Source organism: Thermocatellispora tengchongensis, assembly GCF_014202315.1.
In the GTDB taxonomy this organism is placed as follows: Bacteria; Actinomycetota; Actinomycetes; order Streptosporangiales; family Streptosporangiaceae; genus Thermocatellispora; species Thermocatellispora tengchongensis.
Genome location: NZ_JACHGN010000004.1, coordinates 335058 through 349137 on the forward strand (window position 1 = coordinate 335058; position 14080 = coordinate 349137).

Here is a 14080-nt window from a genome sequence, read left to right on the forward strand (position 1 = left end):
ACGACCGGGCTGTTCGCATGCCCCCACCCTCGGGCACCGCGCACCGGACGAGACCGGCGTACGACCCTGACGGGCGCCGCAGGTCCGCCGCACACCCTGACGACGCCGCCTCACAGCCCGTGCGCTTCCGGGCCACAGCGCACCCCGGCCAGGCCGCCCTACCATCCTGGCCCTGCGGGCGCACAGCGCCGCGGCCCGGCCGCCGCAGGACCCCGGCGGCGGCGCGGGCGGACAGCGCACCCCGGCCGGGCCGGCCGCCATACGCCCAGGCGCTCCGGCGCGCAGGCCGCCCCGGCCGTCACCCAGGCCGTGCGAGCCGGGCCGAGGGCGTCACCGCCGACCCCGACGACATCGTGAAGATCGACAACCGGCCGGCGGGCCAGGTGTTCGCGGTGAGAGCCGTGGTGCCGGCATGCGGGTCATCCCGGGCGTGGCCCCTCACAGGCAGGACAGCGGGGTTCGCGCCCGATGCCGGGCCGGGGTCCGTGGCGTCCCCTCGGGTTCCGCTGGTCGGCGCCGCTGGAGCCTCCCTCTTGCCGACCTGGTTGGCAGGGCCGTCGGCGCTCCCTCACGCAGCCCCGTGAAGAGGACCGTGCCCGCCGTCAGGCGGCCGGTTGGCGGGGCCGTAGCCTCACGGTGTGTGGGATGCCCGCCGACCCCTCGTCCGGTCCTCTTCGCGGGGGCGTGATGTCCCTCAGGCGGTTCGGTTGGTGGGGGTGTCGGCTCCTTCGGGGAATCGGCGTGATGTTTGGGTGGGGGCGCGTCAGGTGGTTGGGGGGTGGGGGCGCCAGGGCCAGGCGTGGTCTACCGGGCCGATGCCGGCGCCCAGGGGGAAGCCGTGGGCTATGGCGCCCGTCACGTACTCCTTGGCCTTGCGGACGGCCTCGGGGATCTCTTCGCCCAGGGCCAGGTGGGAGGCTATGGCGGAGGCGAGGGTGCAGCCGGTGCCGTGGGTGTGGCGGTTGTCGTGGCGGGGGGCGGTGAAGCGGTGCTCCTCGGTGCCGTTCGTCAGCAGGTCTACGGGCTCGCCGGGGAGGTGGCCGCCCTTGATCAGGACCCAGGCCGGGCCGAGGGAGAGTATGGCCTCGGCCGCTTCGCGCATGCGGCTCTCGTCCTCCACCTTGACGCCGGTGAGCTGGGCGACCTCCCAGAGGTTGGGGGTGACCACGGTCGCGGTGGGCAGTAGGCGGGTCTTGACGGTCTCGACCGCCTCGGGGGCCAGCAGGGGGTCTCCGTGCTTCGACACGCCCACCGGATCGACGACCACGGGGACGTCCAGGCCGGCCAGGACGCCCGCGACCGTCTCCACGAGGGCCGGGGAGGCGAGCATGCCGGTCTTGACGGCCTGGGCGCCGATGTCGCCGAGCACCGAGTCGAGCTGGGCGCGTACCGCCTCGGTGGGCAGCTCCCAGTAGCCCTGCACGCCCAGCGAGTTCTGCGCGGTCACCGCCGCGATCACGCTCATGCCGTGCACGCCCAGGGCCAGCATGGTCTTCAGGTCCGCCTGGATGCCCGCGCCGCCGCCCGAGTCGGAACCGGCCACGGTCAGGACGCGGGGAGGGGTCGTCAGCGTCATGGCCCCATATAACCAGGCGCGGCGCCTACTCGACGGCGCAGGTGGCTCCGGTGACCTTGCAGTCGTCCGGGGCCTCGGCCTCGCCCACGGCGGTGAAGGTGATGACGACCTCCTCACCCGCGGGCACCTCGGCGTCGTAGTCGAGCACGAGGGTGTCGCCGCGCTGGTCCCACTCCACGCCGGGCACCGAGCTGACCACGCCGCCCACCGGCAGGCTGAGCCGCATGCGCGCCAGGTCGTCGGTGGTGTCGTTGACGACCTTCAGCTCGGCGGTGTAGCTGACGAGCGCCCGGTTCACCACGTCGAACCCGACGCGTACGGCCGCGCCGCCCGCGGCCACGTCCTCGCCGCCGGGCTGCTGGGGCTGGGGCACCGTCGGAGGCTGGGTGGTGACCACCGCCTGCGGGGTGCCGGTCGTGGCGGTCGGGGTCGGCGCGCCGAGCTGCTGCTGGTCCTCCTCTTCCTCGATCTCGACGTCCGGCGGGGGCGTCTCCTGGGAGTCGATCTCGGGCTCGGGGTCGGGCTTGGGGGTGTTGGTCTTCTTCGCCGCCGGACCGCGGTCGGTGGTGGGGCGGTTGACGTTGGTCGTCGGGCCGGTGGTCGGGGTCTCCCCGGTGCCCGCCTCTTCGGTGGGGTCGTCCTCGGACGCCGCCTCCTCGGACGGCGTGTCCTCCGGCGGGCTCTCCTCCTCCAGCGGATCGGCCGGCTCGTCGATCGCGGCGGGCGGCCCGGACGCGGTGGGCGTGACGATCGCGCAGGTCTCGCCCTGGGCGCAGCTCGCCGCGGCCTTCTCGGTGGAGCGGTTCATGAACTGCAGGCCGGCCGCGCTGCCCCCGAGCAGGACCACCGCGGCGGCGACCGACAGGATCGTCACCCGCATCCGCTTGCGGGGTGATCCCTGCGGGTCGTCCCACTTGGGGTCCAGGAAGTCCTCCCCGCCGCCCGACGGGCCGCCCCCTGCGGGGCCGGCGGGGTTGGTGCGGAACGCCTCGGGGAGGGGGGAGAGCTGGGTCGGGTCGGGGGCGCCGGTTCGGCTGGAGTAGACCAGGCGGTCCGAGGGCGGGGTGGAGACGCCCTCTCCTTCTCCTCCGCTCCTGGGCCCCTCGGGGGACGGGGTGCCTGGGGACAGGGGGTCGGCGGCCGGGGCTCCTGGGGCGTGGTTCTCGGGCCAGGAGGACGACAGGACGTCTCCCGGGCCTGCGCCGGGCGCGCCTGGGGGCGTCTCGGGGCCCTGGTGGTGCGGGGCGGCGAAGGCCGTGGGCTCCTGGTGGGGCGCGGCGGTGAAGGCCGTGGGGTCGTGCGGGGTCGGCCAGTCGGGGGCCGTGCTTCCCACGGGCCGTCCCTCGGCCGACCAGTCCGGGGACGTGCGGCGGCCTTCGGTGGGCCACCAGTCCGGGGTAGAGATGGACCGGCCGTCAGCGGGCCGGTCGGGGGCCGGGGTGCTCGGCGGGGGCGGTTCCGGCCAGCCGGGGGCAGGCTGGGCGGGGGCCGGGGTGGACCACTGCGGGGTCCACTGGGCGGTGGACTCGCCGGGGGCCTCGTCGTCGATGGCGCGCCATTCCGCGGTCCAGGACGCGGCCTCGTCCTCGTCGTCGTCGGGGAGCCGGCGGGGTCCGGTCGGCTCCAGCGAGGACGGCGCGGTCGGCTCGGGAGCGTCCGGCGCGGGGCGTGACCTGCGCCTTCCCCTCCTGCGCGACTGCTCCGATCCTTCTTCGCCGTGGCGGCCCATCACAGCCCTTCCTGTCGGGAACCATGGCCGCCCATCTTCATAACATCTTTAATACTTCTTTGTCACAAATATCACTTAAGTACCAGCACCTGATCACTCTCTGAAGTGATCCCAGCCGCCGGGCCCCGCCGGGCGGCCGCCTACGGTGACCTCGGACCCCTCGCCCACGCGGCCCACCACCAGCCAGTGCGGGGGAAGCGGCGTGTCCTGCGGGAACGTGGCCGCGAGGGCGTGGTCGTCACCGCCGGTGAGCACCCATTCCAGGGGGTCGGCGGCCAGGGCCCCGGCCGCCTCGGTGAGCGGTCCGGGCAGCGGCAGCGCGGCGGGGTCGAGGTCGATCGAGACGCCGCTCTCCTCGGCGATGTGGCCGAGGTCCTGCAGCAGGCCGTCGCTCACGTCCAGCATCGCGGTGGCGCCCAGCCGGGCCGCCTCCGGCCCGCACGAGTACGGCGGGCGCGGGCGGCGGTGGGCCTCGACCAGTTCCGGGAAGCCCTCCCGTCCGGCCAGCAGCAGGGCCAGCCCGGCGGCGGCGTGACCCAGCCGGCCCGCTATCGCGACCAGGTCGCCGGGGCGCGCGCCCGATCTGGTGACCGGCGCCCGGCCGCCCAGGTCGCCGAGGGCGGTGACGCCGATTACCACCCCGTCGGCGGAGCGGGCGATGTCGCCGCCCACGACGCTGGCGCCGACGAGGGCGCACTCCTCGCGGAAGCCGTCGGCGAGGCCGTCCACCCAGGCGGTTCCGGTGGCGGCCGGGAGGCCGAGGCCGACGACGATCGCGGTCGGCTCGGCGCCCATGGCGGAGACGTCGGCGAGGTTCTGGGCCGCGGCCTTGCGCCCGATGTCGTAGGCGCTGGACCAATCGCGGCGAAAGTGCCTACCCTCAAGTAACAAGTCCGTCGTCACGACGACCCGCCCATCGGGCGCGCTGACCAGCGCGGCGTCGTCTCCCGGGCCGAGCAATACGGTCCGGCCCTGCGGCAAGCGCCCGGCAATCCGTGCAACAACTCCGAATTCGCCGAGATCTCCGACTGTGATGGTGCACCTCCTGACGCAACTCAGGGTACGGTGGCCCTTCGGGCTGATCCAATCCAGCTCAGCCCGCCCGGGAGGACGTGATGGTGCAGGCCTACATCCTTATCCAGACCGAGGTCGGCAAGGCCGCGGCCGTAGCCCGCGAGATCGCCTCGATACCCGGTGTGACGCAGGCGGAAGACGTCACCGGCCCGTACGATGTGATCGTCAGAGCCGAGGCCCGCAACGTGGACGAGCTGGGCAAGCTCGTGGTGGCCCAGATTCAGGCGGTGGAGGGGATCACGCGTACTCTTACGTGCCCCATCGTGCACATCTGACCGCTCCCGACGTTGGACCGCCATTGATCAGACCGCCGCGCCGCTCCCGATCCCTGCTTCTCGCGGCCGCCGCCGCCCTCGCGCTGGCGGGGTGCGGCGGCGCCGTACGCGTGGATCCGCCGGCCCCCGACCCCACGGCCGCCGCCGCCTGCAAGACGCTCGCCGGGCTGCTGCCGCAGCGGCTCGACGGCGCCGATCGGGTGGAGTCGGAGCCCCCCTCCCCGTACGTCGCGGTGTGGGGGGAGGGCGAGATCGCGCTCAGGTGCGGGGTGCCGCGGCCCGCGGCCATGGCGCCCACCGACCAGCTCTCCACGATCGACGGCGTGGGCTGGTTCGCCGACCCGCGCGCCGACACGCTGTTCACGGCGGTGACCGGCAGCGGGTACGTCGAGGTGACGATCTCCCGCGAGCACCAGCCGGGCATCGTGCTGGGCGAGCTGGCCGCGCCGATCAAGAAGGCGCTGCCCGGCTAGGGCGGGGGTCAGCGCAGGCCGGTCGGGCGGGCCAGGGCGAGCTGGATCAGGTGGTCCACCAGCCCGGAGTACGGCAGGCCGCTGGCCGCCCACAGTTGCGGGGCCACCGAGAGCGCGGTGAAGCCGGGCATGGTGTTGATCTCGTTCAGGATCAGCTCGCCCTGCGGCGTGTAGAAGAAGTCCACCCGGGCCAGGCCCTCGCAGCCGAGCGCCTCGAAGGCGCGCACCGCCATCGCGCGCAGCCGCTCGGCGGTCTCGGCGGGCAGGTCGGCGGGTACTTGCAAGGACATGTGTCCTTCGTAGTACTTGGCGGCGAAGTCGAAGAACTCGTGGTCCTCGCGCGGCAGCACCTCGCCGGGCACGCTGGCCGCGGGCGGCTCGTCGCCGAGCGACTGGAGCACCGCGCACTCGATCTCGCGGCCGGTGATCGCGGCCTCGACCAGCACCTTGGGGTCGTGCTCGCGGGCGAACTCGACCGCGCCCTCCAGCTCGTCCAGGCCGGTGGCCTTGGAGATGCCCTGGCTGGACCCGGCCCGCGACGGCTTGACGAACACCGGCCAGCCCAGCTCCTGGATCTCCTTCAGCACCCGGTCGCGCTCCAGCCTCCAGTCGCGGTCGCGGACCACGACGTACGGGCCGACGGGCAGGCCGGAGGCGGCCAGGACCATCTTCATGTAGCCCTTGTCCATGCCGACGGCGCTGGCCAGCACCCCCGAGCCGACGTAGGGCACGCCGGCCATCTCCAGCAGGCCCTGGATGGTGCCGTCCTCGCCGAAGGGGCCGTGCAGGACCGGGAACACCACGTCCACGTGGCCCAGCTCGACCGGGATGCGGCCGGGTTCGAGCGCCACCAGCGACGCCCCGCCCGAGGGCAGCGCCAGCGCGGTGCCGGATTCGTCCACCGACGCCTCGATCGCGAACTGCTGTTCGCTGCTGGCGAGGACCCAGCGTCCGTCGCGGGCGATGCCCACGGGGATGACGTCGTACTTGGACCGGTCGATGGCCTGGAGCACGCTGCCCGCGCCCATCAGCGACACCGCGTGCTCGGAGTTGCGGCCACCGAAGACGATGGCGACCCTCGGCCGGGACTCCCGCTCTTCGTTCATGATGCCCGAATCTATCGCGTCTGGGTGGTCAATCCCGCTGTCAGGCGCGTGTCGGCCCGACCTGCCGCGGCATGCGCAGCGCGTCGAGCGCGCTGGTCACGTCGGCGATGAGGTCCTCGGCGTCCTCCAGGCCGATGGAGAAGCGCACGGCGCCGGGGTCGATCCGGGCGGCGGCGAGCGCGTCGTCGTCGAGCTGGTGGTGGGTGGCGGAGGCGACGTGGGCGGCGGTGGTGCGGGCGCCGCCCATGGAGGAGGCGACCGCGGCCAGGCGCAGCCCGCCGGCCAGCGCGAGCCCGGCCTCGTAGCCGCCGTGCGGCGTGACGGTGACGCAGGCGCCGTACCTGGTGCCCTCGGGACCGGAGTCGAACAGGCGGCGGGCCGGCTCGTTGCCGGGGTGGCCGGGCAGCCCCGGATAGTCGACCCGGCGTACGGCCGGGTGCTTGGCGACCGCGGCGGCGAACAGCATGGCGGTGGAGCACATGCGGCGTACGCGCAGGGTCAGGGTCTCAAGACCGCGGCGCAGCAGGAACGCGTCGTCGGGCGAGAGCGAGCCGCCGATGTCGGCGCGCACCTCGCGCAGCCGCTCGATCAGCGCCGGGCGGCCCACCACCACCCCGCCGGTCGCGTCGCCGTGGCCGCCGAGGAAGTGGGTCGCGGAGTGCACCACCAGGTCGGCGCCGTGCTCCAGGGGGCGGCACAGGATCGGGGTGGCCAGTGTGGAATCGACGATGAGCAGCGCGCCCGCGGCACGCGCGATCCGGTACAGGCCGCGGATGTCGGCCACGGCGAGCGTGGGGTTGGCCAGCGTCTCCACGAGCACGATCTTGGTGGTGCCGCGCACGGCCGCGCGCACCGCGCCGAGGTCGCCGGCGGCCACGAAGTCGGCGGACACCCCGAACCGGGACATCACCTTGGTCAGCAGCGAGTACGTGCCGCCCGACACCGGCAGCGGCGCCACCACGTGCGATCCCGCGCGCAGGAAGGTCAGCAGCACTCCCGTGATCGCCGCCATGCCGGACGAGTACGCCTGCCCGGCCACGTCCTCGGGCGCCGCGGCCCCCTCCAGCGCGGCCACGGCCGCCGCGAAGGAGGCGGTGGTCGGGTTGTCGAGCCGGCTGTAGGCGTACCCGCCCGACCGGCCGGTGACGACATCGGCGTGCTCGGCGGCGCTGTCGAAGCCCCACGCCGCACTGCGCCAGACGGGCTGGCCCAGACCGGGCCGCTCGGGAACGTGCGGGCTGGGCGGATGCGCGGCGCGCGTGTTCTCACCACGCCTGCGCGGCATACGTCGTGAGCTGGTCACACTCCGTACCGTTCCGGCTTTGGAGTGCGTGACATGAGCAGCACTCCCGCCTCGCTGGGGGTCATTCCGTCGTGCACGACGCCCACCACGACCTCCGTGATGGGCATCTCCACGTCATGTTTCCTGGCGAGTTCGAGCACCGCCTCGCAGGACTTCACGCCCTCGGCGGTCTGCTTGGTGGCGGCGACGACCTCCGCCAGGGTCATACCGCGTCCGAGATTCTCGCCGAAAGTGCGGTTCCTGGACAACGGGGAGGCGCATGTGGCGACGAGGTCGCCCATGCCGGCCAGGCCGGCGAAGGTGTGCGGGTCGGCGCCGAGCGCCGCGCCGAGGCGGGAGATCTCGGCCAGGCCGCGCGTCATCAGCATCGCGCGTACGTTGTCGCCCAGGCCCATGCCCGCCGAGACGCCCACGGCCAGCGCGATCACGTTCTTCACCGCGCCGCCCAGCTCGACGCCCACGACGTCGGTGTTGGTGTAGGGGCGGAACCAGGGGGGCAGGTGGCAGGCCGCCTGCAGCCGCTCGGCCACCGACTGGTCGGCGCAGGCCACCACCGTGGCCGCGGGCTGCCGTTCGGCGATCTCGCGGGCCAGGTTGGGGCCGGAGATCACGGCCACGCGGTCCTCGCCCACGCCCGCGACCTCGCGGATCACCTCGCTCATCCGCTTGGCGCTGCCCAGCTCGATGCCCTTCATCAGGCTGACCAGCACGGCCCGGCGCGGGATGTGCGGCACCCAGGCGGCGAGGTTGCCGCGCAGGCTCTGCGACGGGATCGCCAGCACCACGAAGTCGGCGTCGCGCAGCGCGTGCTCGGCGTCGGTGGTGGCGCGCAGCGCGGGCGGCAGCTTGATGCCCGGCAGGTAGTCGGGGTTCTCGTGCCGCGCGTCGATGGCCTCGACGATCTCGGCGCGGCGCCCCCACAGCACGGTCTGGGTGCCGGCCTCGGCGAGGATCATGGCGAACGTGGTGCCCCACGAACCGGTTCCGAAAACGGCGGCCTTCGTCATTGCTTCACCGTACGCCGTCGTCACGCCTCGGCGGACTTTTCCACGCCATCGCCGGGATCGGCGGCGGGGTCGATCCGGGGGGTGGCGGGATAGGGGGTCTCCGGCGGCTTCTCGCCGCGGATGTCGGCGAGCAGCGCCGTGATCGCGGCGATGATGTCGGCGGTCGCGTCGCGCAGCACCTCGGCGGTCACCGGCGGCCCGGCGTACTTCGACAGGTCCACCGGCGGCCCGGCCTTGACGTGGAAGGTCTTGCGCGGGAACAGGTTCGGCTTCTTCGATCCGTACGGCAGCAGCTCGTGCGCGCCCCAGTGGGCGATCGGGATCACCGGTGCGCCGGTGGCCAGGGCGAGCCGGGCGGCGCCGGTCTTGCCGGTCATCGGCCACAGGTCAGGGTCGCGGGTGACCGTGCCCTCGGGGTAGAAGATCACGGCCGCGCCGTCGCGGATGCCCCGCTCGGCGGCGGCCAGCGACTTCCCCGCCTCGGTGGAGCCGCGGTAGACGGGGATCGTGCGCAGCCAGCGGATGATCTTGCCGACCGCCGGCGCCCGGAACACGCCCGCCTTGGCCAGGAACACCGGCCAGCGCCCGTTGTCGTACAGGAAGTGCGACAGCAGGACCGGGTCGGTCCAGGACAGGTGGTTGGTGACGATGATGATCCCGCCCTTGCGGGGCAGGTGCTCGCCCCCGCGCCAGTCGCGTTTGGTCAGCAGCAGCATCAGCGGCTTGCAGATGGCCACGGCCACGGCTTCCCAGAACCACGGCGGGCGCTCCGGCCGGCTCATCGGCACCTCCACATGACACACGGTTCGCGCCATCATCCTCCCGGTTGCCCGGTAAGGCTGTCGAGGCGCGATGCTTAAGGGTATGCACCCTGCGCTACGTCCCGGCTGGACCCTCGTCGTGCCGGTGAAGACGCTGGTCGCCGCCAAGACCCGGCTCGCGGAGGCGGCCGGGCCGCACCGCGCCGCGCTGGCGGTCGCGGTGGCCTGTGACACGGTGGCGGCGGCGCTGGCCTGCCCGGCGGTGGCGCGGGTCGTGGTCGTGACCGGCGACCCGCTCGCGGCCGGCCCGCTGGCCGAGGTGGGCGCCCACGTGGTGGGCGACCCGGAGGCCGGGCTGAACGCCGCGCTGCGCCACGGGGCCGCCGAGGCGCGCGGGCTCGCGCCGTACGCGCCGGTGGGGGCGCTCCAGGCCGACCTGCCCGCGCTGCGCCCGGCCGAGCTGGCCACGGCGCTGGAGGCGGCGGCGGAGTTCGAGCAGGCGTTCGTGCCCGACGCGGCCGAGATCGGCACCACGTTCTACGGCGTCGCGCCCGGGGTGCCGTTCCGTCCCGGCTTCGGCGGCGAGTCGCGGGCCAGGCACCTGAGCCGGGGCGCCAAGGAGCTGACCATCGACGGCATCCCCAGCCTGCGCCGCGACGTGGACACCCCCGCCGACCTGGCCGAGGCCCTGCGCCTCGGCGTCGGCCCCCGCACCGCCGAGATCGCGGCCCTCATCGCGCGGGGGTCGTGAGCCGCAATACCCGCCGCGAGGTCGGGATCGGCAGATGGGCCGCGAACAGGCCGATCAGCCCCGCCCACAGCGCCGCGCGCGGTCCCAGCCCCTCGGCCAGCACTCCCCCGGCCCGTCGCGGCGTGGAGGAGGCAAACGCTTTTCCGGGGCTTAAGGTTGGGGGCATGCAGGCCACGGTGCGGTCGTTCGACCCGGAGACCCGGTCGGGGTCGGTGTTCCTCGACGACGGTACGCAGCTCGCCTTCGGCACCGAGGCGTTCGACGCGGGGCCGCTGCGGCTGCTGCGGCCGGGTCAGCGGGTGAACATCCGCCTGGACGACGACGGCGCGATCTCGGTGATCACGCTCAGCACGTTCCCGCTGCCGCGATAGCGCCCGCGCGGCACCATCGGCATCGATGAAACCAGCGGCACCGATGACACCGCGACGCCCGGTCACCGGGCGCGGTGCGCGCGGTGACCGGGCGTCGTATATGCGGCGGCTTTTGCCGGGGAATTTACTTCTTCTTTGCCGTCTTCTTGCCGCCTTCATCGACCAGCGCTTTGAAATCGGCGCCGGGGCGGAATTTCGGAGCCCAGCTCTCGGCGACCTTGATCGGCGCGCCGGTCGAAGGGTTCCTGGCCGTGCGAGCGGGCTTGTGCACCATCTCGAACGCGCCGAAGCCCGTGATCGAGACCTTGTCGCCGCCCGCGACCGCCTTCTGGATGGCTTCCAGCACGGCGTTCACGGCCTCCGTGGCGGTCTTCTTGTCGCCGACGCGATCAGCGATGGCGTCGACGAGTTCCCGCTTGTTCATCGTTTGGTTGCTCCCCCTGTCGCGGTCGGGGTTCCAGCACACCAGGCAACGGTTAGAAACCCCTTACTCGCTTGAAATTAGGGGACGGACGCCCAGGACTCAATCACCTGGGCCATTGTTTTGCCCGCCGGGCGTGTTGGATTCCAGCCGGGCCAGATCATCGAGGAACGCGGCAAGCCGCGGCTCGGCGTACTGGAGATCGCGCTTGGAGACGTCGCAGATCGCGAGGAGGCGGCGTACAAGGCGTTTCTTGGCGTCGATTGGCAGCCCCAGCGCGCGGACGCGGCGGTGCGCGTCGCGCAACCGCCGCGCCACCTCGTCGGGGCTCGCGGGCTCGGTCAGACGGTCGTCGGCAGCCATGGCTGCCGACCATTCTCGTACGCCGCGATGTCGTCGGCCGCACGCAGGGTCAGCCCGATGTCGTCCAGGCCCTCCATCAGGCGCCAGCGCGTGTAGTCGTCGATCTCGAAGGAGACCGCCCGGTCGTTCCAGCGGACCTCGCGTCCGGCCAGGTCGACGGTGACCTCGGTCTTCGGGTCGGCCTCGGCGGCGGCCTGGAGCTCCTCCACGACGTCGCCGGGCAGCACGACCGGCAGCAGGCCCATCTTGGTGGAGTTGTTGCGGAAGATGTCGCCGAACCTGGCGGCGATGACGACGCGGAACCCGTACTGCTGCAGCGCCCACACCGCGTGCTCGCGGGAGGAGCCGGTGCCGAAGTCGGGGCCGGAGACGAGGATCGAGGCGCCGTCGTAGGCCGGGTCGTTGAGCACGAACGAGGGGTCCTCGCGCCAGGCGGAGAACAGGCCCTTCTCGAAGCCGGTGCGGCTGACCTGCTTCAGCCAGACGGCCGGGATGATCTGGTCGGTGTCGACGTTGCTGCGGCGCAGCGGGACCGCGCGCCCGGTGTGGGTGGTGAACGCTTCCATCGTGGTCCTTACAGGTCGGCGGGGGCGGTCAGGCGGCCGGTGACGGCGGTGGCGGCGGCGACGGCGGGCGAGACGAGGTGGGTGCGCCCGCCCTTGCCCTGCCGGCCCTCGAAGTTGCGGTTGGAGGTCGAGGCGCTGCGCTCGCCGGGAGCGAGGGTGTCGGGGTTCATGCCCAGGCACATCGAGCAGCCGGCCTCGCGCCACTCGGCGCCGGCGGCCTTGAACACCTCGTCCAGGCCCTCCTCCTCGGCGGCCTTCTTCACGGCCATGGAGCCGGGGACGATGAGCGTACGGGTGACGACCTTGCGGCCGCGCAGGATCTCGGCGGCGGCGCGCAGGTCCTCGATGCGGCCGTTGGTGCAGGAGCCGACGAAGACCGTGTCGACCGCGATGTCGCGCAGCGGGGTGCCGGCCTTGAGGTCCATGTACTGCAGCGCCCGCTCGGCGGCGGCGCGCTGGATCGGGTCGTCGAACTCCTGGGGGCTGGGCACGACCGAGCCGAGCGGCGCACCCTGGCCCGGGTTGGTGCCCCAGGTGACGAACGGGGTCAGCGTCGAGGCGTCCAGCTCCACGACCGTGTCGAAGACGGCGTCGTCGTCGGTGCGCAGCGACTTCCAGTACTCGACCGCCTGGTCCCACAGCTCGCCCTTGGGAGCGTGGGGGCGGCCCTTGAGGTACTCGAAGGTGGTCTCGTCGGGGGCGATCATGCCGGCGCGCGCGCCCGCCTCGATGGACATGTTGCAGACCGTCATGCGGCCCTCCATCGAGAGTTTGCGGATCGCCTCGCCGCGGTACTCCACGATGTGGCCCTGGCCGCCGCCGGTGCCGATCTTGGCGATGATGGCCAGGATCAGGTCCTTGGCGGTCACGCCCGGGGGCAGCTCGCCGTTGACCTCGATGGCCATGGTCTTGGGCCGGTAGGCCGGCAGGGTCTGGGTGGCCAGCACGTGCTCGACCTCGGAGGTGCCGATGCCGAACGCGATGGCGCCGAACGCGCCGTGGGTGGAGGTGTGAGAATCGCCACACACGATCGTCATGCCGGGCTGGGTCAGCCCGAACTGGGGGCCGATGATGTGCACCACGCCCTGACCGGCGTCGCCCATCGGGTGCAGCCTGATGCCGAACTCCGCGCAGTTCTTGCGCAGCGTCTCGACCTGGGTGCGCGAGACCGGGTCCTTGATCGGGCCGAGCAGGGTCGGGACGTTGTGGTCCTCGGTGGCGATGGTCAGCTCGGGCTTGCGCACCGGCCGTCCGGCCATGCGAAGGCCGTCGAACGCCTGCGGGCTCGTGACCTCGTGCACGAGGTGCAGGTCGATATAGAGCAGGTCGGGTTCGCCCTCCGCACGCCGTACGACGTGCTGCTCCCAGACCTTCTCGGCCAGTGTACGGCCCATTGCCGTCGCCTCCCTGTGCCCTGATGGAGTCCCAGTGCCCTGTGCGCTCGCGGACATCCCGGACTTGCTTTCTCATATGCCGAGACTGCAGTATCGGCTTATGGACAACTCTAGCGGAGTCGGCGTACTGGACAAGGCCGTTCTCGTGCTCAACGCCCTGGAGGCGGGACCGGCATCGCTGGCACAGCTCGTGCAGGCCACCGGACTGGCCCGCCCCACGGCGCATCGGCTCGCCGTCGCGCTGGAGCACCACAGGATCGTCTCGCGCGACACGCAGGGGCGCTTCGTCCTCGGGCCCAGGCTGTCGGAGCTGTCCACCGCGGCCGGCGAGGACCGCCTGCTCGCCGTGGCCACCCCGGTGCTCACCCACCTGCGCGACCTCACCGGCGAGAGCGCCCAGCTCTACCGGCGCCAGGGCGACGAGCGGGTGTGCGTGGCCGCCGCCGAGCGCGCCAGCGGCCTGCGCGACACGGTGCCCGTGGGCAGCGCGCTGCCGATGACCGCGGGCTCCGCCGCCCAGGTGCTGCTGGCCTGGGAGGAGCCCGACCGGCTGCACCGGGGCCTGCGCGGGGCCAAGTTCACCGCCGCCACGCTCGCCAGCGTACGGCGGCGCGGCTGGGCCCACAGCGTCGGCGAGCGCGAGCAGGGCGTGGCCAGCGTCTCCGCCGCCGTACGCGGCATGGGCGGCAAGGTCATCGCGGCCGTGTCGGTCTCGGGCCCGATCGAGCGGCTGACCCGTACGCCGGGCCGCCTGCACGCCGCCCCGGTCGTCGCCGCCGCCGAACGCATCACCGAGGCCATGCGCCGCTCCAACTAGACGCGCCGCTCCGACCAGTGGGGATTCGCGACTGAACGAGGCGGAAACCGGTGCGGAACCGAGGGATATGCCGGGGGATATCGGGAGGCGAGC

Annotated in this window: 16 protein-coding genes; 5 read left to right on the forward strand and 11 right to left on the reverse strand. The window is 73.1% G+C overall.

The window, feature by feature from the left end; genetic code table 11:
- Positions 1 to 763 precede the first annotated feature (763 nt).
- From thiD to HNP84_RS10920, 3 genes are all read right to left on the reverse strand, one after another.
- Positions 764 to 1576 (reverse strand): bifunctional hydroxymethylpyrimidine kinase/phosphomethylpyrimidine kinase, encoded by an 813-nt coding sequence (gene thiD, locus HNP84_RS10910; RefSeq protein ID WP_185049500.1) that lies wholly within the window; start codon positions 1574 to 1576, stop codon positions 764 to 766.
- A gap of 25 nt (positions 1577 to 1601) precedes the next feature.
- Positions 1602 to 3305, reverse strand: coding sequence for a hypothetical protein (locus tag HNP84_RS10915; protein WP_185049501.1), 1704 nt, complete (start codon positions 3303 to 3305; stop codon positions 1602 to 1604).
- A 93-nt stretch (positions 3306 to 3398) separates the two neighbouring features.
- Positions 3399 to 4364, reverse strand: a complete 966-nt coding sequence (locus HNP84_RS10920) for a thiamine-phosphate kinase (protein WP_185049739.1) — start codon at positions 4362 to 4364, stop codon at positions 3399 to 3401.
- Positions 4365 to 4420: 56 nt separating this feature from the next.
- On the opposite strand from HNP84_RS10920, the gene HNP84_RS10925 reads away from it, so the two are divergent.
- Both HNP84_RS10925 and HNP84_RS10930 read left to right on the forward strand, forming a co-directional pair.
- Entirely contained in the window at positions 4421 to 4654 is a 234-nt protein-coding gene (locus HNP84_RS10925) for an Lrp/AsnC family transcriptional regulator (RefSeq protein WP_185049502.1), read from the forward strand.
- Positions 4655 to 4677: 23 nt separating this feature from the next.
- Positions 4678 to 5127, forward strand: coding sequence for a DUF3515 domain-containing protein (locus HNP84_RS10930; protein ID WP_246518021.1), 450 nt, complete (start codon positions 4678 to 4680; stop codon positions 5125 to 5127).
- A gap of 8 nt (positions 5128 to 5135) precedes the next feature.
- Here HNP84_RS10930 and HNP84_RS10935 read toward each other — a convergent pair whose 3' ends face one another.
- The 4 genes from HNP84_RS10935 to HNP84_RS10950 are packed head-to-tail and all read right to left on the reverse strand — an operon-like array spanning position 5136 to position 9325.
- The gene (locus HNP84_RS10935) at positions 5136 to 6233 is read right to left on the reverse strand and encodes a D-alanine--D-alanine ligase family protein (RefSeq protein WP_185049503.1); all 1098 of its coding nucleotides are present in this window, start codon (positions 6231 to 6233) and stop codon (positions 5136 to 5138) included.
- Between the two features lie 40 nt (positions 6234 to 6273).
- The gene (locus HNP84_RS10940) at positions 6274 to 7518 is read right to left on the reverse strand and encodes a trans-sulfuration enzyme family protein (protein ID WP_185049741.1); all 1245 of its coding nucleotides are present in this window, start codon (positions 7516 to 7518) and stop codon (positions 6274 to 6276) included.
- Between the two features lie 14 nt (positions 7519 to 7532).
- Positions 7533 to 8543: an NAD(P)H-dependent glycerol-3-phosphate dehydrogenase gene (locus HNP84_RS10945; protein WP_185049504.1), complete on the reverse strand. Its 1011-nt coding sequence runs from the start codon at positions 8541 to 8543 to the stop codon at positions 7533 to 7535.
- Positions 8544 to 8563: 20 nt separating this feature from the next.
- A complete protein-coding gene (locus tag HNP84_RS10950) occupies positions 8564 to 9325 on the reverse strand; it encodes a lysophospholipid acyltransferase family protein (protein ID WP_185049505.1) in 762 nt (253 codons plus the stop codon).
- An 82-nt stretch (positions 9326 to 9407) separates the two neighbouring features.
- On the opposite strand from HNP84_RS10950, the gene cofC reads away from it, so the two are divergent.
- Together cofC and HNP84_RS10960 are read left to right on the forward strand one after the other, a co-directional pair.
- Positions 9408 to 10055: a 2-phospho-L-lactate guanylyltransferase gene (cofC, locus tag HNP84_RS10955; protein ID WP_185049506.1), complete on the forward strand. Its 648-nt coding sequence runs from the start codon at positions 9408 to 9410 to the stop codon at positions 10053 to 10055.
- Positions 10056 to 10219: 164 nt separating this feature from the next.
- Positions 10220 to 10426: a hypothetical protein gene (locus tag HNP84_RS10960; RefSeq protein WP_185049507.1), complete on the forward strand. Its 207-nt coding sequence runs from the start codon at positions 10220 to 10222 to the stop codon at positions 10424 to 10426.
- Between the two features lie 124 nt (positions 10427 to 10550).
- Here the strand turns inward: HNP84_RS10960 and HNP84_RS10965 are convergent, their stop codons facing one another.
- The 4 genes from HNP84_RS10965 to leuC form a co-directional block, all read right to left on the reverse strand.
- Complete coding sequence (locus HNP84_RS10965) at positions 10551 to 10850, reverse strand: HU family DNA-binding protein (RefSeq protein WP_185049508.1); 300 nt, start codon at positions 10848 to 10850, stop codon at positions 10551 to 10553.
- A gap of 99 nt (positions 10851 to 10949) precedes the next feature.
- Complete coding sequence (locus HNP84_RS10970) at positions 10950 to 11210, reverse strand: SCO5555 family protein (protein WP_185049509.1); 261 nt, start codon at positions 11208 to 11210, stop codon at positions 10950 to 10952.
- Positions 11189 to 11776: a 3-isopropylmalate dehydratase small subunit gene (gene leuD / locus HNP84_RS10975; RefSeq protein WP_185049510.1), complete on the reverse strand. Its 588-nt coding sequence runs from the start codon at positions 11774 to 11776 to the stop codon at positions 11189 to 11191. The genes HNP84_RS10970 and leuD overlap by 22 nt, the downstream gene beginning before the upstream one ends.
- An 8-nt stretch (positions 11777 to 11784) precedes the next feature.
- A complete protein-coding gene (leuC, locus tag HNP84_RS10980) occupies positions 11785 to 13170 on the reverse strand; it encodes a 3-isopropylmalate dehydratase large subunit (RefSeq protein ID WP_185049511.1) in 1386 nt (461 codons plus the stop codon).
- 100 nt (positions 13171 to 13270) lie between these two features.
- On the opposite strand from leuC, the gene HNP84_RS10985 reads away from it, so the two are divergent.
- Entirely contained in the window at positions 13271 to 13987 is a 717-nt protein-coding gene (locus HNP84_RS10985) for an IclR family transcriptional regulator (RefSeq protein ID WP_185049512.1), read from the forward strand.
- Positions 13988 to 14080 lie beyond the last annotated feature (93 nt).

Bases quoted from the DNA above. Each gene is read 5' to 3' on its own strand.
- thiD (WP_185049500.1), bottom strand. From the start codon at position 1,576: ATGACGCTGACGACCCCTCCCCGCGTCCTGACCGTGGCCGGTTCCGAC.
- HNP84_RS10915 (WP_185049501.1), bottom strand. From the start codon at position 3,305: ATGGGCCGCCACGGCGAAGAAGGATCGGAGCAGTCGCGCAGGAGGGGA.
- HNP84_RS10925 (WP_185049502.1), top strand. From the start codon at position 4,421: ATGGTGCAGGCCTACATCCTTATCCAGACCGAGGTCGGCAAGGCCGCG.
- HNP84_RS10935 (WP_185049503.1), bottom strand. From the start codon at position 6,233: ATGAACGAAGAGCGGGAGTCCCGGCCGAGGGTCGCCATCGTCTTCGGT.
- HNP84_RS10940 (WP_185049741.1), bottom strand. From the start codon at position 7,518: ATGCCGCGCAGGCGTGGTGAGAACACGCGCGCCGCGCATCCGCCCAGC.
- HNP84_RS10945 (WP_185049504.1), bottom strand. From the start codon at position 8,543: ATGACGAAGGCCGCCGTTTTCGGAACCGGTTCGTGGGGCACCACGTTC.
- HNP84_RS10950 (WP_185049505.1), bottom strand. From the start codon at position 9,325: ATGAGCCGGCCGGAGCGCCCGCCGTGGTTCTGGGAAGCCGTGGCCGTG.
- cofC (WP_185049506.1), top strand. From the start codon at position 9,408: ATGCACCCTGCGCTACGTCCCGGCTGGACCCTCGTCGTGCCGGTGAAG.
- HNP84_RS10960 (WP_185049507.1), top strand. From the start codon at position 10,220: ATGCAGGCCACGGTGCGGTCGTTCGACCCGGAGACCCGGTCGGGGTCG.
- HNP84_RS10965 (WP_185049508.1), bottom strand. From the start codon at position 10,850: ATGAACAAGCGGGAACTCGTCGACGCCATCGCTGATCGCGTCGGCGAC.
- HNP84_RS10970 (WP_185049509.1), bottom strand. From the start codon at position 11,210: ATGGCTGCCGACGACCGTCTGACCGAGCCCGCGAGCCCCGACGAGGTG.
- leuD (WP_185049510.1), bottom strand. From the start codon at position 11,776: ATGGAAGCGTTCACCACCCACACCGGGCGCGCGGTCCCGCTGCGCCGC.
- leuC (WP_185049511.1), bottom strand. From the start codon at position 13,170: ATGGGCCGTACACTGGCCGAGAAGGTCTGGGAGCAGCACGTCGTACGG.
- HNP84_RS10985 (WP_185049512.1), top strand. From the start codon at position 13,271: ATGGACAACTCTAGCGGAGTCGGCGTACTGGACAAGGCCGTTCTCGTG.